Annotated in this window: 16 protein-coding genes and 1 pseudogene; 9 read left to right on the plus strand and 8 right to left on the minus strand. The window is 74.5% G+C overall.

Annotation, left to right across the window (positions count from 1 at the left end):
- Window positions 1–43: 43 nt before the first annotated feature.
- The 3 genes and pseudogenes from ACFVQZ_RS31195 to ACFVQZ_RS31205 all read right to left on the minus strand — a co-directional run.
- A complete protein-coding gene (locus ACFVQZ_RS31195; RefSeq protein WP_051787940.1) occupies window positions 44–1,228 on the minus strand; it encodes an MFS transporter in 1,185 nt (394 codons plus the stop codon).
- 111 nt (window positions 1,229–1,339) lie between these two features.
- Window positions 1,340–2,776: a GAF domain-containing protein gene (locus ACFVQZ_RS31200; protein WP_383628099.1), complete on the minus strand. Its 1,437-nt coding sequence runs from the start codon at window positions 2,774–2,776 to the stop codon at window positions 1,340–1,342.
- Between the two features lie 132 nt (window positions 2,777–2,908).
- A pseudogene (locus tag ACFVQZ_RS31205) lies at window positions 2,909–3,937 on the minus strand (rod shape-determining protein); the annotation flags it as partial.
- A 250-nt stretch (window positions 3,938–4,187) separates the two neighbouring features.
- Between ACFVQZ_RS31205 and ACFVQZ_RS31210 the strand changes: the two are divergent.
- On the plus strand, window positions 4,188–5,306 hold the full coding sequence (locus ACFVQZ_RS31210) for a hypothetical protein (RefSeq protein ID WP_383628101.1): 1,119 nt from the start codon (window positions 4,188–4,190) through the stop codon (window positions 5,304–5,306).
- Here ACFVQZ_RS31210 and ACFVQZ_RS31215 read toward each other — a convergent pair.
- Entirely contained in the window at window positions 5,303–5,740 is a 438-nt protein-coding gene (locus tag ACFVQZ_RS31215) for a MarR family transcriptional regulator (protein WP_030495358.1), read from the minus strand. The two genes, ACFVQZ_RS31210 and ACFVQZ_RS31215, sit on opposite strands and share 4 nt — an antisense overlap.
- 92 nt (window positions 5,741–5,832) lie before the next feature.
- Here ACFVQZ_RS31215 and ACFVQZ_RS31220 point away from each other — a divergent pair, with 92 nt between their 5' ends.
- The 4 genes from ACFVQZ_RS31220 (at window position 5,833) to ACFVQZ_RS31235 (ending at window position 9,059) form a co-directional block, all read left to right on the plus strand.
- On the plus strand, window positions 5,833–6,852 hold the full coding sequence (locus ACFVQZ_RS31220; protein ID WP_383628103.1) for an NADP-dependent oxidoreductase: 1,020 nt from the start codon (window positions 5,833–5,835) through the stop codon (window positions 6,850–6,852).
- 65 nt (window positions 6,853–6,917) lie between these two features.
- Entirely contained in the window at window positions 6,918–7,340 is a 423-nt protein-coding gene (locus tag ACFVQZ_RS31225) for an organic hydroperoxide resistance protein (RefSeq protein WP_030495356.1), read from the plus strand.
- Window positions 7,341–7,398: 58 nt separating this feature from the next.
- Window positions 7,399–8,241 carry an EI24 domain-containing protein gene (locus tag ACFVQZ_RS31230; RefSeq protein ID WP_030495355.1) on the plus strand — a complete coding sequence of 281 codons (843 nt, stop codon included), beginning with the start codon at window positions 7,399–7,401 and terminating at the stop codon, window positions 8,239–8,241.
- Window positions 8,238–9,059: a pectate lyase gene (locus ACFVQZ_RS31235; protein WP_383628106.1), complete on the plus strand. Its 822-nt coding sequence runs from the start codon at window positions 8,238–8,240 to the stop codon at window positions 9,057–9,059. The genes ACFVQZ_RS31230 and ACFVQZ_RS31235 overlap by 4 nt, the downstream gene beginning before the upstream one ends.
- Window positions 9,060–9,070: 11 nt before the next feature.
- Here ACFVQZ_RS31235 and ACFVQZ_RS31240 read toward each other — a convergent pair whose 3' ends face one another.
- Complete coding sequence (locus tag ACFVQZ_RS31240; protein ID WP_030495353.1) at window positions 9,071–10,036, minus strand: LysR family transcriptional regulator; 966 nt, start codon at window positions 10,034–10,036, stop codon at window positions 9,071–9,073.
- Between the two features lie 136 nt (window positions 10,037–10,172).
- Here ACFVQZ_RS31240 and ACFVQZ_RS31245 point away from each other — a divergent pair, with 136 nt between their 5' ends.
- The gene (locus tag ACFVQZ_RS31245) at window positions 10,173–12,365 is read left to right on the plus strand and encodes a M4 family metallopeptidase (RefSeq protein WP_383628109.1); all 2,193 of its coding nucleotides are present in this window, start codon (window positions 10,173–10,175) and stop codon (window positions 12,363–12,365) included.
- Between the two features lie 183 nt (window positions 12,366–12,548).
- Here the strand turns inward: ACFVQZ_RS31245 and ACFVQZ_RS31250 are convergent, their stop codons facing one another.
- Complete coding sequence (locus tag ACFVQZ_RS31250) at window positions 12,549–13,265, minus strand: carbon-nitrogen hydrolase family protein (protein ID WP_030495351.1); 717 nt, start codon at window positions 13,263–13,265, stop codon at window positions 12,549–12,551.
- A 273-nt stretch (window positions 13,266–13,538) separates the two neighbouring features.
- The gene (locus ACFVQZ_RS31255) at window positions 13,539–14,111 is read right to left on the minus strand and encodes a TetR/AcrR family transcriptional regulator (protein WP_030495350.1); all 573 of its coding nucleotides are present in this window, start codon (window positions 14,109–14,111) and stop codon (window positions 13,539–13,541) included.
- A gap of 118 nt (window positions 14,112–14,229) precedes the next feature.
- On the opposite strand from ACFVQZ_RS31255, the gene ACFVQZ_RS31260 reads away from it, so the two are divergent.
- On the plus strand, window positions 14,230–16,695 hold the full coding sequence (locus ACFVQZ_RS31260) for a glycoside hydrolase family 3 C-terminal domain-containing protein (protein ID WP_051787934.1): 2,466 nt from the start codon (window positions 14,230–14,232) through the stop codon (window positions 16,693–16,695).
- 53 nt (window positions 16,696–16,748) lie between these two features.
- On the opposite strand, the gene ACFVQZ_RS31265 is transcribed toward ACFVQZ_RS31260, so the two are convergent.
- Window positions 16,749–17,639 carry an SGNH/GDSL hydrolase family protein gene (locus ACFVQZ_RS31265; RefSeq protein ID WP_030495348.1) on the minus strand — a complete coding sequence of 297 codons (891 nt, stop codon included), beginning with the start codon at window positions 17,637–17,639 and terminating at the stop codon, window positions 16,749–16,751.
- A gap of 264 nt (window positions 17,640–17,903) precedes the next feature.
- Between ACFVQZ_RS31265 and ACFVQZ_RS31270 the strand changes: the two genes are divergently transcribed.
- A complete protein-coding gene (locus ACFVQZ_RS31270; protein ID WP_030495347.1) occupies window positions 17,904–18,398 on the plus strand; it encodes a DUF3145 domain-containing protein in 495 nt (164 codons plus the stop codon).
- Between the two features lie 70 nt (window positions 18,399–18,468).
- A complete protein-coding gene (locus ACFVQZ_RS31275; protein ID WP_383628112.1) occupies window positions 18,469–18,990 on the plus strand; it encodes a hypothetical protein in 522 nt (173 codons plus the stop codon).
- The last annotated feature ends 57 nt before the right edge of the window (window positions 18,991–19,047 follow it).

Consider the following 19,047-nt stretch of genomic DNA (forward strand, 5'->3'; position numbering starts at 1 on the left):
GTCGGGGGCGAGGGGTGCTGCCGGAACGCATTCTGCCGGGGCGTCAGGGCCGGCCGGCCGGGACCTTCGCCGCCCCGGCGTCCGCCGCGTCGCCGTCCGGCCGCAGCCCGCGCATCCGCCCGTACGCGTACACGCAGCCGGCGAGCGCCAGGTCGGAGAGGAGCATGAAACCGATCGAGTACGAGTCCTTGGCGCTGTAGATCGCGCCCATGACCAGCGGCGGGACGAAGCCGCCGAGGCCGCCCATCGCGCCGACGATGCCGGTCACCGAGCCCACCTTGGCCTGCGGGGTGACCTGCGAGACCAGCGCGAAGACGGAGCCGCTCGCGGTGCCGAGGCCGGCCGCCATCACCAGCAGGGCGATCGTGCCGACCGGGTCCAGCTTCGGGTCGAACGCCTGGACCACGGCGAGGAGCGCGACGACGCCGAGCGCCCACGCGGTGACGACCGCCGGGTGGACGCGGTCCGACAGCCAGCCGCCGATCGGCCGGAAGACCACGGTGACCAGCGCGAACCCGGCGGCCTTCGTGCCCGCGTCGGTCGGGTCCAGCTCGTACCAGGTCTTCAGGTACGTCGGCAGGTACACGCCGAACGCCACGATGCCGCCGAAGCCGATCGCGTACAGCGCCGACAGCTCCCACGTCACCCGCAGCCGGCCTGCCGAGCCCAGCCGGCTCCCCAGCGACGCCGTCGGCACCGGCCGGTCGGGCCGGTCGGTGATGAGGACGGCGGCGAGCACCGCGTACACGGCGAGCGCCACCGCCACCACGACGAACGGCAGGTTCTCGCCGTGCTTCGCGATCCGCGGCGTGAAGTAGCCGGAGAGTGCCACGCCACCCATGCCCATGCCGAACACGCCGAGCGCCAGGCCCCGCTTCTCCGGCGGGAACCACGAGTTGACCAGCGGGATGCCGATCGCGAAGGTCGTGCCGCCGAGACCGAGCAGGAAGCCGACCACCAGCATCAGGCCGTACGAGTCCTTCACCACGGTCAGCAGCAGCACCGGGACGATCGTCAGCGCCGAGACCAGCGGGAACATCAGCTTCGCGCCGTACCGGTCGGTCAGTGCGCCGGCCGGGATCCGGCCCAGCGAGCCGACGATCACCGGCACGGCGACGAGGAACGACTGCTGGAACGAGCTGAGGTCCAGGCGCTCGCCGTACCAGCTGCCGAGGGGCGCGATCAGGTCCCACGCCCAGAAGGTGAGCGTGAAGCCGAGGGTGGCCATCACCAGATTGCGGTAGGCCGCCGCGGTCGGGGGCTTGGCGTCGGAGTTCACCTCCTCAGTCAAGATCCGGCCCGCCGCCCCGGCGCGCGGGACTGCTCCGTCCGGGGGCCGTCAGGGCCAGGTGACCGTCGTCGGCGGGGTGCCGTCGTCCTCCACCCGCAGCCACGCGCCCGTGTCGCCGACGCCCACGTCGACCTGGATCCGTCCGATCCCCGGCCGCCGGTGCGCCGCCGCGAGCGCCCCGCGCAGCACGCCCAGCAGCTTCCGCGCCTCCGGCTCGTCCACGAGCGTGTCCACCGCCCCGGTGAACCGCACCGACGGCTGGAAGCCGAGCAGCACCCCCGCCCCGCCGGTCTCGCGCAGCACCCGCCCCCGGAAGGTCGCCGGCGCCTCCGCCGGCGGCTGCTGGAGGGCGAAGATCGTCGTCCGCACCTCCTGGATCGTGGAGTCCAGCTCGTCCACCGCCCTCGCCAGCAGTTCGTCCTCCTCGGACCGGTCCGCGGCGCGGCGGCGCGTCGACTCCAGCATCATCTCCGTCGCGAACAGCCGCTGGACGACGAGGTCGTGCAGGTCACGGGCGATCCGGTCGCGGTCCTCGAACACCGCGAGCCGTTCCCGGTCGTGCCGCGCGTCCGCCAGGACCAGCGCCAGCGCCGCCTGCGAGGCGAACTGCGCGGCCAGCAGCCGGTCCACCGCCGAGTACGGCTCGTCGCCCCGGCGGCGCGGCAGCGCCAGGGTGCCGATCAGCCGGCCGCCGCTGCGCAGCGGCAGCATCATCGACGGCCCGAACCGGGACCGCACCGGCGTCGTCATCCGCGGGTCGGTCGACGAGTCCTCGACGAACACCGGTTCCCCGCCCAGGAGCTGGACGAGGACGGCGGAGCCCGGCCGGATGGTGGTGCCGACCAGATCGCCGGGGTCCTCCGTGGTGGAGGCCGTGACGATCTCCATGCCGCCCTCGGGAGTCGGCTGGAGGATCACCCCGGCGGCGGCGCCCGCGAGGATCCGCGCCTGCTCGGCGACCGTCATCAGGGCGTCCTCGGCGGACTCGCCGGTGAGCAGCGCCGTGGTGACGGCCGCCGCGCCCTCGATCCACCGCTCGCGCTGCCGGGCCGTCTCGTACAGCCGGGCGTTGCCGATCGCGATGCCGGCCTGCGCGGCCAGCACCCGCAGCAGGGCCAGGTCCTCCTCGGTGAAGCCGCCCGGCTTCCCGGAGAGGTGGAGATGGCCGAAGACCTGGTGGTGCACCCGGATCGGCACCCCGAGGTCGCCGGAGGGGCCGCCGGGCAGCCGGCCGGCGCGGGCCCGCTCCTCGTCGGTCATCCCGGTGGTGAAGAGCCCGGTGAGCCGGGGGCGCTCGGGGTCCAGCACCCCCAGCGCCCCCTGCCGGGCCCCGACCAGCTCGGTCGCCGCGTCCACCAGGTGCTGGAGCGTGGCGCGGAGTTCGAGGTCCGTGCCGACGGCGAGGACGGCTTCGAGCAGCATCGGCAGCCGGGCCGGTTCCCCGTCCCGCGGCTGCCGCTCGGCGTACTCGTCCATGATCACCATGGTCTCATCGGCGTACGAATCGGGCGATGTCGGGATCGGTCACTCCGTCAGATCGTCCGCGAACGCGCGGCCCCGGTCGCGCTCCCGGTCGCGGTCCCGGTCGCCGTCGTCGGCCAGCCCCCGGTGGTCGCCCAGCGGGTCGAGGACCATCGGCTGCACCTTGCCCTCCAGCATCGCGCCGAGGCCCAGCACGGCGCAGACGTCGGGCCGTTCGGCGATGTGCACCGGCATCCCGGTGGCGTTCCGCAGCATCTGGTCCAGGCCCGGCAGCAGCGCGCTGCCGCCGACCATCATGATCCCGCGGTCGGCGAGGTCGGCCACCAGGTCCGGCGGGCAGTCCCGCAGCACCTTCCCGATGCCGTCGAGCACCGCCGTCAGCGGCGTGTGGATCGCCTCCCGCACGGCCGCCGTGTCGACGGTGACCGAGCGGGCCAGGCCGGTGGCCACGTCCCGGCCGTGGATCTCGGTGGACTCCGGGCCGTGCGGGGTCAGGCCGTTGCCGCTCAGCGCCAGCTGGAGCGGGCGCACCGACTGGCTCGGCAGCATCAGCTCGTGGTGGTGGCGCAGGTGCTGGATGATCGCGTGGTCGATGGCGTCGCCGCCGACCGGGATCCGCTCGGCCGTGACGATCGCGCCCAGCGAGAGCACCGCGACCTGCGTCGTCGCCGCCCCGCACACCAGGATCATGGTCGCGGTCGGCTGCTCCACCGGCAGGCCGGAGCCCACGGCGGCGGCGATCAGCGTGTCGACCAGCTCGACCCGGCGCGCGCCGAGGCCCACCAGGGTCTCCACGGCGGCGCGCTGGGCCAGCGGGTCGCTGTCGTGCGGGGTGCAGGCGGCGGCGCGCAGCCGCGGCTTGCGGCGGAGCTGCCGGCGCAGCTTCTCGCCGAGGAGGTGACGGAGCATCCGCTGGGCCATCTCGATGTCGACGACCGTGCCGCCGGAGACCGGGCGCACGACGCGGATGTAGTCGGGGGTGCGGCCGGTCATCTTCTCGGCGAGCGCGCCGACCGCGATCAGCGCTCCGGTGTGGGTGTTGACGGCGGCGACGCTCGGCTCGTCGACGACGAGCCCGGCCCCCTTCACGTAGACCCGGGTGCGGGCGGCACCCAGGTCGACGGCGACATGGCAACGGCGCAGCTGATCGAGGCTGACGGTCACGGCGGATCCTCCGGGGTGCGGTGCTGACACGGGCGAGGTGTCGCGGTCGGGTGTCCTGTTCGCATCGTGCGACCGCCGGGCCCGCCGCGCGCGCTGGGCTGCGCCGCCCGGGGCCCGGGCGGCGGGCGGCGGCGGGGGGTGCCGAACCGGGAGAATCGTCACGGCACGACGCCCACCTGCGGTTTCCTCACAGGATCCTCACACCGTCGACTCCCCGGGGGTGCGCCGTTCGTCCTAGCGTGCGAGCCCCATGGACTACTGCCACGCGTGCCGGCGGCATCTCAACGGGGCCCTCGCCTGCGCCGGGTGCGGAACCCCCGTCGAGCGGCTGCGGTACGACACCCCCCACGCACCGCCTCACCCCGCGCCTCACGAGGGCGCCGAGGCCCAGGTGCACGACCCGGCCGGACAGCCGTACGCGCCGGGGGCGTTCGCGCAGCCGTACGGCGCCGAGAGCCCCGCGCGGGAGCCGTACGCGCGGGAGCCGTACGCGCCCGGGTCGTACGGGCAGGAGCCGTACCCGCCTGGGCCGTATCCGCCCGAGGCGTTCGCGCCGGAGGCCGAGGGCGGGGCCGCGGACGAGGCCGGAGCGGCCGTGGGCGCGCCGCTCGCGCCCGAGCACGTCTACGAGCTGGACCTCGTGGTGCCTCCGGCGGGCCCCCGGCGGGAGGGCGGCCGGTCGGCCGCCCGGCGCCGGAAGAGGGGGAGCGCCCGGCGCGGCCGGACGGTCGCGGTGAGCACGCTGGGGCTGGTGCTGGCGGCGGGGTCGCTGGGCCTGGCGAAGACGGTGTTCGAGGAGCCGGAGGACAAGGGGCCGGCGCTGGCCGTGGAGGAGCTGGAGCCCTCCGAGATCCCGCCCGCGCCCGCCCTGCCGAGCCGCAGCGCCGACGACACGGCGGAGGAGGACGGCGGGCAGGACGACCGGGCGGCCGAGACCACCGAGGGCCCGGCCACTCCGACCGGCCGCCCGCGCCGCATCAGCACGGGCACCGGCGGCGGCGCGTCGCCCGGCCCCGGCACGGGCAAGGGCTCCGGCACGGGATCGGGATCGGGTACGGGTACGGGGACGGGTTCCGCCCCCGGTACGGGCACGGGAGCGGGGCCGGGCGGTGCCTCCGCCGGGCCGGCGACCTCGGCGGCGCCCGGCTCCGCCGCGCCCTCGTCCGCGGCGCCGTCCGCGCCGGAGGTCACCGCCGGACCGCAGGGCGACGAGCCGCGGGCCACGCCGAGCGCGTCCGGCTCGCCCACCGCCCCGCCCACGGGCGGCGCGACCCCGTCCGCCTCCGCGACCCCCACCGCCCCGCCCCCGACGACACCGGCCCCGGAGCCCACGAGAACCTGCACGCCGTTCCTGTGGTGGTGCGTCTAAGCCGCGGGCTCCTCGCCGAGCATCCGGCGCAGCAGGTCCCGCAGCAGGGCGCGCTCGACGCCGGTCAGCTCGCCGAGCGGTTCGCGGGCGAAGCGCAGGGAGTCGCGCAGCCGGCGGGCGGTGTCCCGGCCCTCCTCGGTGGGCGCGGCCAGCTTGACCCGGCGGTCGGCCGGGTCGGGGCGCCGCTCGACCAGGCCCCGGGACTCCAGGCGGTCGATGATCCCCGTGACGTTGGACGGCTCGCACTTGAGCTTCTCGGCGATCTTCCGCATCGGGGTGGGCTCCAGGGCGAGCAGCCCGAGGACGCGGGCCTGCGCGCCGGTGAGGGAGTGGGCGGCGGCGGCCTCCTCGTACTCCTGGTGGTAGCGCGCCACGACCGTGCCGATCAGCTCGACGACTTCGAGGCTCACGGGGTCGGTGTGTGAGGTGGGCATGGGGCCCATCGTACTCCGATGCTTGACAACATGAAATATCAAGGCGCATGGTTGTTTCATCAGGTGAAGCTTTTTTACTGGAGGTCCTCCCCATGACCGCTCTCCCCGCCACCAGCCGCGAATGGCACCTCGTCGCCCGCCCGCACGGCTGGCCGGTCCCCACCGACTTCGCCCTGCGCGAGGTGCCGGTCGAGGCGCCCGCCGAGGGCCGGATCCTGGTGCGGAACCTCCACTTCTCGGTCGACCCGTACATGCGCGGCCGGATGAACGACGTGAAGTCCTACACCCCGCCGTTCGCGCTGGACCGCCCGATGGAGGGCGGCGCGGTCGGCGTCGTCGTCGCGTCGAACGCGGCGGGCTTCGCCGAGGGCGACCACGTCCTGCACCGCCTCGGCTGGCGCGAGTACGCCCAGGTCCCGGCCGAGCACGCCACCAAGGTGGACCCGGAGCTGGCCCCCCTCTCCACGTACCTCGGCGTGCTCGGCATGACCGGTCTGACCGCCTACGCGGGCCTCTTCGAGACCGCCTCCTTCAAGCCGGGCGACGCCGTCTTCGTCTCCGGCGCGGCCGGCGCCGTCGGCAGCCAGGTCGGCCAGCTCGCCAAGCTCGGCGGCGCCTCCCGCGTCATCGGCTCGGCCGGCTCCGACGAGAAGGTGAAGTGGCTCGTCGAGGAGCTGGGCTTCGACGCCGCCTTCAACTACAAGAAGGGCCCCGTGCGCGACCTGCTGCGCGAGGCCGCGCCGGACGGCATCGACGTCTACTTCGACAACGTCGGCGGCGAGCACCTGGAGGCCGCGATCTCCTCGCTCAACGTCCACGGCCGCGCCGCCATCTGCGGCATGATCGCCCAGTACAACGACACCGAGCCGGCCCCCGGCCCGCGCAACATGGCGCTGATCATCGGCAAGCGGCTCCGCCTCCAGGGCGTCCTGGTCGGCGACCACTACGGCCTCCAGCAGAAGTTCACCGAGGAGGTCGGCGGCCGGCTGCGCTCCGGCGAGCTGAAGTACCGCGAGACCTTCGCGTACGGCATCGAGAACGGCGTGGACGCCTTCCTCGGCATGCTCCGCGGCGACAACACCGGGAAGATGATCGTCTCGCTGGACCGGTAGTCTGCCCTCAGCCGCCGCGATCGTGGGCGCGAGTCGCGGCGGGGAGAAGAAAGAGCGGAACCAGCATGTCCATCCAGCACTCCGACGTCCTCTACACCGCCGTCGCCACCGCGGAGAACGGCCGTGACGGCCGCGTCGCCACCGACGACGGCAAGCTCGACGTCGTCGTCAACCCGCCCAAGGCCATGGGCGGCTCCGGCGAGGGCACCAACCCCGAGCAGCTCTTCGCCGCCGGCTACAGCGCCTGCTTCCAGGGCGCCCTCGGCGTCGTCGCGCGCAACGAGAACGCGGACATCTCCGGCTCGACGGTCACCGCCGAGGTCGGCATCGGCAAGAACGACGACGGCTTCGGCCTCATCGTCAAGATCTCGGCCTCCCTCCCCAACGTGGACGCCGAGACCGCCAAGAGCCTGATCGAGAAGGCCCACCAGGTCTGCCCGTACTCCAAGGCGACCCGTGGCAACATCACGGTCGAGCTCGCCGTCTGATCCCGGCCGGCGCACCACCGCGTGCGGCACCGGTGATCCACCCCGCTAGGCTGCCCGCATGCGCGATTTCGGGGTGGGTTTCGGTTATCTGGTCCAGGGCCAGAAGTGGGTCGCACGGCACGGGCGCCGGTTCGGCTTCGGGCTGCTGCCCGGCCTGCTGACACTGGTCCTCTACCTGGCCGCGACGGGCGCCCTCGCCCTCAACGCGACCGAGCTGACGGCCTGGGCGACGCCGTTCGCCGACGACTGGTCCGAGCTGTGGCGCGACATCTTCCGCAACGCCATGACGGCCCTCCTCATCGGCTTCAGCCTCTTCCTCGCCGTCGTCACCTTCACCGCCGTCACCCTGCTCATCGGCCAGCCCTTCTACGAGAAGCTCTCCGAGGACGTCGACCGCAGCGAGGGCGGCGAGGTCCCCGAGTCCGGCCTGCCGCTCTGGCGCGAACTGTGGATCTCGGGCCGCGACAGCCTGCGGATCGTCCTCCGCGTCGCCTTCTACTCCGTGCTCCTCTTCGCCTGCGGCTTCATCCCGGTGGTCGGCCAGACCGTCGTCCCCGTCCTCGGCTTCTGCGTCTCCGGCTTCTTCCTCGCGGAGGAGCTGACCGCCGTCGCCCTCCAGCGCCGGGGCGTCGAGCTCCGCGAGCGGCTGGCGCTGCTCCGCGGCCGGCGCACGGCCACCCTCGGCTTCGGCGTGCCGCTCGCCGTCGCGTTCGTCGTCCCCTTCGTGGCGGTCTTCCTGATGCCGGGCGCGGTGGCCGGCGCGACGCTCATGGTCCGCGACCTGCGCGGCGAGAACGGCGGCACGGAACCGGAAGAAGACGATCAGCGGGACGGCAACCTTTCCGCGCCGGGCGGCGACCAGGGGGTGCACCGCATCCCCCTCAGGAAAGACCACTCATGACGTCACACAAGCGCAGGACCGGCCGCCGCAGGGCACTCCTCGGCGGCCTCGCCGCGTTCGGAGTCACCGGCGCGGCCCTCGTCACCACCGGCCTGCTCGCCCCGGCGGGCGCGGCCCCGGCCGCCGTCCCCGCCTGGCCTGCCGCCAAGGGCGACCGGCCGGTCGCCGCGACCATCGAGGTCTCCGGCACCTACGACGGCAGGCTGCGGCGCTTCTCCGGCACCGGCGCCCTCGGCTCCGGCGGGCAGGACGAGAACCAGCCGCCGCTCTTCGTCCTGAAGGACGGCGCCACCCTCAAGAACGTCGTCCTCGGCGACACCGCCGCCGACGGCGTCCACTGCCTCGGCAGCTGCACCCTCCAGAACGTCTGGTGGGAGAACGTCGGCGAGGACGCCGCCACCTTCAAGGGCACCTCCGCGAACGCCGTCCACACCGTGTACGGCGGCGGCGCCCGGGGCGCCGCCGACAAGGTCTTCCAGTTCAACGGCGCCGGCAAGCTCGTGGTGACGAAGTTCCAGGTCGCCGACTTCGGCAAGCTCGTCCGCTCCTGCGGCAACTGCAGGAAGCAGTACCAGCGCACGATCATCGTCAGCGACGTCGACGTCACCGCCCCCGGCACGTCCCTCGTCGGCGTCAACGCCAACTACGGCGACACCGCCGCCCTCCGGAACGTCCGGATCCACGGCGACACCAAGAAGAAGATCAAGCCCTGCGTCCGCTTCACCGGAAACTCCACCGGCAAGGAGCCCACCGAACTCGGCACCGGCCCCGACGCCACCACCTGCCGCTACACGGCCTCCGACGTCACCTACGACTAGCCGGTCCGGCGTCACTCCACCGCCAGGACCGGATGCAGCTCCGGCCTGGCGGCCCACCACTCCTGGTGGAACGGATTGGTGGGCACGTTCGCCAGGTACGCCTCGGCCGCCGCCCGGTACAGCAGTTCCGCGTGCCGGGCGGAGACCGTCGAGCGGTTCCAGGCGAGGCGGATGCGGCCGGTCACCGGGTCGCCCTCCAGGGGACGGAGGACCGTGCCCGCGGCCGGCGGCGCCGTCGGCTGGCTCAGCGAGATCGCGCGGCCCGACGCGATCAGGTCGTAGTGGATCTTCCGGTCGGAGACCCGGTGCCGCAGGGACGGGGTGAAGCCCGCCCGCGCGCAGGCCGCGACCAGCGCCTCCGGCCCGCCGTCGTCGTCCTCGACCAGCGTCATCCAGGACTCGCCCGCCAGCTCCGCCAGCGCGATCCGCTCCTTCCCGGCCAGCGGGTGCTCCGCCGAGAGCCGCACGCAGAAGGGTTCCTTCGCGATGAGCGTGCGGGCCGTCGTGCCCTCCGGCAGCGGCACCTCGTGGTCGTTGACCTCGCCGTACAGCACCGCGTCGTAGCGGCCCGCGCCGAGCTGCCGGGTCAGCGTCGTCGCCGCGTGCTCGACCGTGACCGCGATCTCCCGCCCCGCCACGACCTGGTCGAGCCGCCCGAGCAGCGTGTCGACCAGGACCAGCAGGATGCAGCCGAGCCGCAGCGGGGCGTCCGGCGCGACCGCCCGCGCCCCGGCCGCGATCGCGTCCATCTCACCGAGCACCAGCCGGGCCTTGGAGAGCACGAACTCGCCCAGCGGAGTGGGCTCCACACCGCGCGGCCCGCGCAGGAACAGCTCCCCGCCCGCGACCCGCTCGATCCGCCGCAGCTGGGCCGAGAGCGCCGGCTGCGAGATGCCCAGCCGGAGCGCCGCGCGGCCCAGACTTCCCGCCTCCGCAATCCGGCAGACGGCTTCGAGATGCCTCAACTCCAGCTGCATTTCAGCAGCGTACGCACGGGCGCGCGGGCGCACCATAACCCGCGTCTTATGCCCGGTGAGATGTCCCGAACCCGCCATGCCCCCGCCCATACTCGGCGCGACGATCCGTCTCCCCCACCCTGAACGGAGCACGACGTTGCACCCCACCAGACTCACGGCGGCCGTGGCCGCCCTGGCCCTCTCGGCGAGCCTCGCGACCGCCCTCGCCGGGACCGCCTCCGCCGCCCCGGAGGCGCGGCCGGCGCCGCCGGGCCAGGGCCGCGCCCTGGCCCTGGCCGCCGCGGACACCGCCGCGGCCAGCGGCCTCGACGAACTGCGGCACGGCGCCGACGAGGACCTCGTCAGGACGGCCGTCACCCCGTGGTCGAACGGCCTCTACTACACCGCCTACCAGCGGACGTACAAGGGACTCCCGGTCCACGGCGGCGGCGACGCCGTCGTCCTCTCCGACTCCACCGGCAAGGTCCGCGACGTCACCGGCGCCGCCACCCCCGCCCTGAAGCTGCCGACCACGACCGCGAAGGTGACCGCCGGGGCCGCCCTCGCCACCGCCCGCGGGCAGCTGGCCGCCGTGGAGAGCGCGAGCGCCCCCGAGCTGACCGTGCTCCTCAAGGCCGGCAAGCCCGTCCTCGCCTGGCACACCCTGGTCGTCGGCACCACCGCGAAGGGCCTGCCCAGCTCGCTCGACACCTACGTCGACGCCCGCACCGGCACGGTCGCGCATGCCACCGACAAGGTCCGGCACGCCGAGGGCCGCGGCTACCACAACGGCACCGTCACCATCGACACCGCCGCGACCTCCATGACCGACACCACCCGCGGCGCCTTCAAGTGCGGCGGCCAGAACGGCAGCGCGTACACCGGCTCCTCCCCGTGGGGCAACGGCGGCGCCAACGACCTGGTGACCGCCTGCGTCGACATCATGTACGCGGCCCAGCGCGAGTCCGACATGCTCAAGGAGTGGTTCGGCTACGACGGCATCGACGGACGGGGCGGCATGGTCCCGGCCCGCGCCGGACTCTCCCAGGTCAACGCCTACTACGACGGGACGAAGACCACCTACGGCCGCAACCAGAACGGCACCAACCAGCTCACCGGCATCGACGTCGTGGCCCACGAGTACGGCCACGAGATCTTCGACCGCACCCCGGGCTCGGCCGGCTCGTCCAACGAGAACGGCGGCATGAACGAGTCCACCGGGGACATCTTCGGCGCGCTCACCGAGCACTACGCGAACAACCCGAACGACTCCCCGGACTACACGGTTGGCGAGGAGCTGAACTTCACCGGCAACAACCAGCCGATCCGCAACATGTACAACCCGTCGCTCATCAACAACGACCCCAACTGCTACCCGCAGCTGACCTCCGGCACCGAGGTGCACGCGGCGGCCGGCCCGCAGAACCACTGGTTCTACCTGCTCGCCGAGGGCTCGAACCCGGGCGGCGGCAAGCCGAACAGCCCGATATGTTCCGGCGGTCCGTCATCCGTCACCGGCATCGGCATCCAGAAGGCCGGCAAGATCTTCATGGGCGCCCTGCTGATGAAGACGTCCTCCTGGAACCACCCGGCGGCCCGCCGCGCCACCCTCACCACCGCGAAGAACACCTACGGCGCCGCCGAGTGCACCGCGGTGAAGGCGGCCTGGAACGCGGTCGGCGTCCCCGCCCAGTCCGGCGAGACCGACTGCGGCGGCACCTCCACCCCGGACTTCTCGCTCTCCCTGAACCCGTCCTCGGGCTCGGCCCAGCCGGACACCCAGGTCACCGCGACGGTGAACACCTCCACCACCGGCGGTGCCGCGCAGACCGTCCAGCTCTCCGCGAGCGGCGCCCCCAGCGGCGTCTCGGTCTCCTTCAGCCCCGCCTCGGTCACCTCCGGCGACTCCGCCACCATGGCCGTCAAGGTGGCCGCGGGCACCCCGAACGGCACCTACCCGATCACCGTCACCGGGACGGGTTCCACCACCCACACCGTCACCTACCAGCTGACGGTCGGCTCCACGACCCCGCCCACCGGCTGCGACGCCGCCGAGCACACGTACCGCGGCACGCTGGCCTCCGGCCAGGCCGCCGCCCAGCCGGACGGCTCGTACTACTACGCGGCGAGCGCCGGCACCCACACCGGCTGCCTGCGCGGCCCGGCCGGCACGGACTTCGACCTGTACCTGCAGAAGTGGAACGGCGCGGGCTGGGCGGACGTGGCCGTCGGCGGCACCGCCGGCGCCGACGAGGACACCCGCTACCACGGCACCGCGGGCTACTACCGCTACGTCGTGCACGCCTACAGCGGCTCCGGCACCTACACGCTGGGCCTGAGCGCCCCGTAACGGGCCACGAGTGCCCCGGGGCGGGGCCCTGACCCCCGCCCCGGGGACGGAGGATCGTACGGCGGACCGGGGGTTCCGTCGTACCGCCTCCCGGGCCGGGCCGCCGGAGTCCCACGGCGGCCCGGCCCCTTCCCTGACCGCAGCGCCGGCCCTGCCGCGCGGCCCCGGACGACCAGGTCCGTCTCAGCCCGCCTCGGCCAGGACGAACCCCGGCTTCTCCGGGCCGGCGTCGGCGAGCCGTCCGCCGTCCGGGCCCCAGATCCCGGCCATGCCGCCGCCCTCGCCGACCTCGCTCGGCCCCAGCGCGTTGCCGAGCACCACGTACAGGCCGAAGTCCCGGGCGCGGACCGGGTAGACGGTCTCGAAGGAGTCGTTCGCGGCCTCCAGCATCGAGCTCGCCAGGTACACCGCGCAGCCGTCGGCGGCGGCCCGCTCGGCGAGGTCGGGGAAGCGGTTGTCGTAGCAGGTGGCGAGCGCGAACCGGACGCCGTCGAGCGTGAACCGGCCGTCGGCCGTGCCCGCCGTGAACGTGGCCCGCTCGTCGCCGTGGAACAGGTGCCGCTTGTCGTAGCGGGCGAGCAGCGCGCCGTCCGGGCCGATCACCAGCGTCGTCAGCCCCGGCAGCGAACCACCGCCCGCCACCGGCCCGTTGACCACCGCGGCCGTCCCGGCGGCCCGGCAGGCCGCGCGCACCGGCTCCAGGCGCGGATCGTCCTCGGCCAGGACCAGCGCGGGGTCCTCCCGGATCAGCGCGGTCGCGTACCCGGTGAGCGACAGCTCGGCGAAGACGACGACCCGGGCGCCGGCGGCCCCGGCCTCCCGGACCAGACCGGCGATCGTACGGACATTGGCCTCGACGTCCCCGGCGACCGGGGCGAACTGGGCGGCTGCGAGCATCATGGCGCCCATGCTCGCAGGCCCTCCGGCGGCCTTCCGCGACGGGCCCGGCGCCGCCGGAAATCCGGGCGCGCCGCGCGGACGGCGGGAGTTAGGGTCGGGGCAGCGGTCCCGGCGCGCGGGGCCGCAGGGTGGGGGCCGTGGCAGAGTGGGCGATCGCCTTCCCGGGCCGAGGAGGTCCCCGGAGCCCGGGAAGCAGGGAGTGGCCGCCGGACCTGGCGGTGAGCTCGCGCGGGTTCGAATCCCGTCGGCCCCCCACCCGCCCTACGCCGCCCCCTACCGCTCGGCGGGGCCCGCGAGCAGCCGCAGGAAGTCCCGGAAGGCGCGCGGCATGTCGACGGCGGACGGGTCCAGCAGCCACTGGTACTGCAGGCCGTCCATCACGGCCGTCAGCAGCGGCGCCGCCCGCTCCGGCGTGAGGCCGCCCGGCAGCCGCTCGCCGAACTCCAGCCGCAGCACGTCCGCCATGCTGGCCCGCACGTGCGCGTACCGCTCGGTGAAGAACTCCCGCGCCGGATGCCCGTCGGTGACGCTCTCGCCGAGCAGCGCGGAGAAGGTCTGCACGATCCCCGGCCGCATCGCGTTGTACTCCACCAGCGAGTCCAGCAGGTCGAGCCGCCAGCCCTCGCGGTCCCGGCCGCCGCTGGTGTCCCAGCGGTCGCGCTCCTCCAGGACGGCGACGAGCAGCGCCTCCTTGGTGGGGAAGTAGTGCAGCAGGCCCTGCTGGGTGAGGCCGACGCGCTCGGCGACCGAGCCGAGGGTGGCGCCCCGGTAGCCGCGTTCCGCGATGACCTCCAGGGCGGCGCGCAGGATCTCCGCGCGGCGCTCCTCGCTCCTGGTCCGTGGCATCGCCGAGCCCCCTCTCCGCTGGTCGGGTCGTCGACAGGGACCGTACGCCATGGCGTCCCCCCGCCACCAAGATAACGGAAAGGTCACATCACCTACCGATCTACAGGTAAAGGGGTCCATGATGGCCGCACCAGCACTTCGACGCGGAGGTACGGACGTGAACGAGGACGCCCTGCGGGAGGCGGCCGTCGAGGCCGCGCTCGGCCGGCTTGACCTGGACGCCAAGGCCCGGCTGCTCGCCGGCCAGGACATGTGGTCCTTGCCCGCCCTGCCGGAGATCGGCCTCGCCTCGGTCGTGATGTCCGACGGCCCGATCGGCGTCCGCGGCGTCCGCTGGACCGCCGACGACCCGTCCGTGGCGCTGCCGTCGCCGACCGCGCTCGCCGCCACCTGGGACCCCGGCCTCGCCCGCCGGGCCGGCCGGCTCCTCGCCCAGGAGGCCCGCCGCAAGGGCGTCCACGTCCTCCTCGCCCCCACGGTCAACCTGCACCGCACCCCCCTCGGCGGGCGCCACTTCGAGGCGTACAGCGAGGACCCGTACCTCACCGGCGTCATCGGCACCGGCTATGTGCAAGGCGTCCAGGACGGCGGCGTCGGCACCACCGTCAAGCACTTCGTCGGCAACGACGCCGAGACCGACCGCTTCACCGTCGACAACCGGATCGCCCCCCGCCCGCTCCGCGAGCTCTACCTCGCCCCCTTCGAGGCGATCGTCGCCAACGCCCACCCCTGGGGCATCATGACCGCCTACAACCAGGTCAACGGCGTGACCATGACCGAGCACCGCCACCTCGTCAACGAGGTGCTGCGCGGCGCATGGGGCTTCGACGGCGTCAACGTCTCCGACTGGATGGCCGCCCGCTCCACCACCGGCGACCTCGCCGGCGGCCTCGACGTCGCCATGCCCGGCCCCGGCACCGTCTACGGCGAGGCGCTCGCCGCCGCCGTCCGCTCCGGCGAGGCCGACGAGTCCGCCGTCGACACCGCCGTACGGAACGTGCTGCGGCTCGCCGCCCGCGTCGGCGCCCTCGACGGCGCCCCCGCCGCCGTCACCGAGCCCCCGGCCCCGGTCGACGGCGATGCCCTCGCCCGCGAGATCGCCCGCCGCGGCTTCGTCCTCGTCCGCAACGAGAACGGCGCGCTGCCCCTGAAGCCCGGCACCGTCGCCCTCTCCGGCGCCGCCGCCCGCGACGCCCGCGTCCTCGGCGGCGGCTCCGCCCAGGTCTTCCCCGACCACGTCGTCTCCCCGCTCGACGGCCTCACCGCCGCCCTCCCGGAGGGCAGCGTCTCGTACGCGACCGGCGCCGACCCCAGCGACGAACTCGCCCCCGCCGACCAGGGCTTCACCCTCCGCGCCGTCTGCCGCGACGCCGCCGGGAACGTCCTCGGCGAGGGCACCCTCCCCAACGGGCAGGTCCAGTGGATCGGCGACGACCTCCCGGCCGGCGTCACCCACGACACCCTCGCCTCCATCGAGGTCACCGGCGTCTTCACCCCGCGCGAGACCGGCGCCCACGCCTTCGGCACCCGCGGCCTCGGCGCCTTCACCCTCACCGTCGACGGCCGCGAACTCTTCGACGGCGTCCAGGAGATGGGCCCCGAGACCGACCCCTTCGAGGCGTTCTTCGGCTCCCCGGTCGAGCGCGGCACCGTCGAGCTCACCGCCGGCGAGACCGTCGAGGTCTCCCTGAAGCACACCCTCGCCAAGGAGTTCGCCGCCCCGCTCCCCGCGGTCATGTTCTCCTTCGTCCACCTCGGTCCCCGCCGCGACCCCGACGAACTGATCGCCGAAGCCGTCGAGGCCGCCCGCGCCGCCGGCACCGCCGTCGTGGTCGTCGCCACCACCGAGCGCGTCGAGTCCGAGGGCTTCGACCGGCGGGACCTCGCCCTCCCCGGCCGCCAGGACGACCTCGTCCGCGCCGTCGCCGCCGCCAACCCGAACACCGTCGTCGTCGTCAACGCCGGCTCCCCGGTCGAACTCCCGTGGCGCGACGACGTCGCCGCGATCCTGCTCAGCTGGTTCCCCGGCCAGGAGGGCGGCGCCGCGCTGGCCGACGTCCTCACCGGCGCCGAGGAGCCCGGCGGCCGGCTCCCCACCACCTGGCCCGCCGTCCTCGCCGACGCCCCCGTCACCGAGGTCACCCCCGCCGACGGCGTCCTCGACTACGCCGAGGGCCTGTTCATCGGCTACCGCGCCTGGGACCGGACCGGCGCCGTCCCCGCGTACCCCTTCGGCCACGGCCTCGGCTACACGACCTGGTCGTACGACGCCCTCACCGCCACCCCGGAGAGCGTCACCGTCCGCCTCACCAACACCGGCGACCGCCCCGGCCGCGAGACCGTCCAGCTCTACCTCGCACCGGTCGCGGACACCGTGGAGCGCCCCGCCCGCTGGCTCGCCGCCTTCGCCGGCGTCGAGGCCGCGCCCGGCGAGACCGTCGAGACGACGATCCCGCTCCCGCGCCGCGCCTTCGAGATCTGGGACGAGGAGAAGAATGCCTGGACCCTCGTCCCCGGCCGCTACGCACTCCACGCCGCCCACTCGCTCACCGACGTCCGCCGCACCGTCACGCTGGAGGTCTAGCGGGGCCCGAGGACGGCCCCGGGGCGGCGCACCTGACGGCCGCCGCCCCGGGGCTACTCCGCCATCACCCGCCGGTACGCCAGCTCCGCCAGCCGCGCCTGCCCGGACCGGCTCGGATGGAACCAGTCCCAGGTGCTCAGCAGCGTCGCGTCGAAGCGGAAGCCGAACACCGCCCCGCCGTCGTACCGGCACAGCGCGTCCGCCGCGCACACCTCCGCGAGCACCCGGTTGTACGCCACCACCCGGTCCCGCACCGCCGTGCGCCGGGCCTCCGCCGCCGCCCCCAGGTCCAGCGGATCCGCCAGCATCGAGCCGCAGACCCCCAGCTCCCAGACCTTCCGCACCAGCGGGTTCGCCCGCCCGGTGTCCCACAGCCGCAGCAGGTCCGGCACGCTCGCCACGTACACCCGCGCCCGGGGCGCGTCCTTCCGCAGCCGGGCCATCGCCGCCTCGAACGACCGGCGGAAGTCGGCCACCGGGGTCATCCCCGCCGGGGTCGGCCGGCAGGCGTCGTTGGCGCCCATCATCACCGTGACCAGCTCCGGCCGCTCGGCCGCCGCCCGCGCCATCTGCTCCGGCAGCGCCGCCATCCGGGCCCCGCTGCGGGCCAGGTTCCAGCTGTGCGCGGCCACCCGCCCCGGGCCGAGCAGCCGCAGCGCCAGGCTGTTCACCTCCGGGTCCGTGCCGGTCGCCCAGGACGCCTCGGGACAGTCCGCGAGCAGCGAACAGGCGTCGAAGGCACGGGTGATGGAGTCGCCCACGGCGGCGACGGACGCGGGCGGCACGGCCCACCGCGAGGGCGGCTCCGGCTCCGGCGCCGGAGCGGTGCGCGCGGCGGGCGGCGCGGCCCCGGACCCGGGGGCGCTCGTGCAGCCCGCGAGCGCGGCCACCGCGAGCACGGCACCCGTGACGGCGGTACGGAATCGGCGTCGGGCGTACGGCACCGGCCCCTCCTTCGCGCGACTGGCCTCCTGGCGGGTGAAAGGTTCGTGTCCACCCGCCCCCTGACCGACCGTACGTCACCCCGACCACGGCGCGGCACGGTAGCTTTTCCCCCGTCGAACCAGCGGCGCGCCCGCGCCGACCGGCTCCGGTAAATTACATCACGTCACATGCTGTCCCTTTTAGAAGGTTTGCGGAGTTCTTCGCCTGATGCTGTTTACTGAGGCCGCTGGGAAGGCGAACCTCGTCCCACACTGGAGGTCCCGGTGACGACACGTGGAGTCCTGTACGTACACTCCGCACCGCGCGCGCTCTGCCCGCACGTCGAATGGGCGGTGGCGGGTGTGCTCGGCGGCAGGGTCCAGCTGGACTGGATCCGCCAGCCCGCGGCGCCCGGCACCTGGAGAGCCGAGTTCTCCTGGCAGGGCGAGACCGGCACCGCCTCCCAGCTGGCCTCCGCGCTCCGCGGCTGGCAGATGCTCCGCTTCGAGGTGACCGCCGAACCCTGCCCGACCGCCGAGGGCGAGCGCTACAGCGCCACCCCCGACCTGGGCATCTTCCACGCGGTCACCGGCATGCACGGCGACATCCTCGTCCCCGAGGACCGGCTGCGCGCCGCCCTCGCCCGCGCCGCGCAGGGCGAGACCGTGCTGGAGGCCGAGATCGCCAAGCTCCTCGGCAAGCCGTGGGACGACGAGCTGGAGCCCTTCCGCTACGCCGGCGAGGGCGCGCCGGTGCGCTGGCTTCACCAGGTCGTCTGAGCCCGTTCACCCGGCCCCGTTAGTTTCGCGGTCCGGGGCGCGCAGGGAGCGCGCGGGGCGGGGGAGCGGCATGACGGGTCCGGGCGAGACGGTCGGCACCGCCCGCAGGACGGCCGGAGCGGTCAGCGCCGCGCTCGCGGGGGCCGCGCTGGGCGCGGCCCTGGTCCTGCTGTCCGGGTTCGTCTACCAGCTGTGCCGGGGCGAGCTGGTCGGCGCCATGGCGGGCTGGGCCTTCGGCCTGCTCGTCCTGATGTTTCTGCTGGTCGGCGGCTTCGGCGCGTCCCTCCCGGACGAAGAGCCCGCCGCGGCGCCCCCGGACGGCGCCCCCATCCCGCCGGCGAAGACCGCGGCGCCCCTGACGGGCGAGCCCGCGGGGCAGGCCCGGCCCGTCACGGCTGAACCCGTCACCGCGCAGCCCGTAGAGGTGCGGCCCGTCACGGCGCCCGACGGCGCGGACGACGTGGACTGGTACGACGCGGTGGTCTTCGGCCTGGTGCTGCTGGGCCTGGTCGTCGGCGGTCCCGTCGGCATCGCCGCGTACGAGTCCCTGAAGCCGCCCCCCGCGGCCACCGCCCCCGCCGTCCCCCGCTGACCCCGGAGACCGCGGAGACACCGAAGGCCCGCCCCGGGAACGGGGCGGGCCTTCCGC

The sequence above is a fragment of the Streptomyces sp. NPDC057854 genome, from assembly GCF_042797055.1.
Classification (GTDB): Bacteria; Actinomycetota; Actinomycetes; order Streptomycetales; family Streptomycetaceae; genus Streptomyces.

Bases quoted from the DNA above. Each gene is read 5' to 3' on its own strand.
- ACFVQZ_RS31195 (WP_051787940.1), bottom strand. From the start codon at position 1,228: ATGGCCACCCTCGGCTTCACGCTCACCTTCTGGGCGTGGGACCTGATC.
- ACFVQZ_RS31200 (WP_383628099.1), bottom strand. From the start codon at position 2,776: ATGGTGATCATGGACGAGTACGCCGAGCGGCAGCCGCGGGACGGGGAA.
- ACFVQZ_RS31210 (WP_383628101.1), top strand. From the start codon at position 4,188: ATGGACTACTGCCACGCGTGCCGGCGGCATCTCAACGGGGCCCTCGCC.
- ACFVQZ_RS31215 (WP_030495358.1), bottom strand. From the start codon at position 5,740: ATGCCCACCTCACACACCGACCCCGTGAGCCTCGAAGTCGTCGAGCTG.
- ACFVQZ_RS31220 (WP_383628103.1), top strand. From the start codon at position 5,833: ATGACCGCTCTCCCCGCCACCAGCCGCGAATGGCACCTCGTCGCCCGC.
- ACFVQZ_RS31225 (WP_030495356.1), top strand. From the start codon at position 6,918: ATGTCCATCCAGCACTCCGACGTCCTCTACACCGCCGTCGCCACCGCG.
- ACFVQZ_RS31230 (WP_030495355.1), top strand. From the start codon at position 7,399: ATGCGCGATTTCGGGGTGGGTTTCGGTTATCTGGTCCAGGGCCAGAAG.
- ACFVQZ_RS31235 (WP_383628106.1), top strand. From the start codon at position 8,238: ATGACGTCACACAAGCGCAGGACCGGCCGCCGCAGGGCACTCCTCGGC.
- ACFVQZ_RS31240 (WP_030495353.1), bottom strand. From the start codon at position 10,036: ATGCAGCTGGAGTTGAGGCATCTCGAAGCCGTCTGCCGGATTGCGGAG.
- ACFVQZ_RS31250 (WP_030495351.1), bottom strand. From the start codon at position 13,265: ATGATGCTCGCAGCCGCCCAGTTCGCCCCGGTCGCCGGGGACGTCGAG.
- ACFVQZ_RS31255 (WP_030495350.1), bottom strand. From the start codon at position 14,111: ATGCCACGGACCAGGAGCGAGGAGCGCCGCGCGGAGATCCTGCGCGCC.
- ACFVQZ_RS31260 (WP_051787934.1), top strand. From the start codon at position 14,230: ATGATGGCCGCACCAGCACTTCGACGCGGAGGTACGGACGTGAACGAG.
- ACFVQZ_RS31275 (WP_383628112.1), top strand. From the start codon at position 18,469: ATGACGGGTCCGGGCGAGACGGTCGGCACCGCCCGCAGGACGGCCGGA.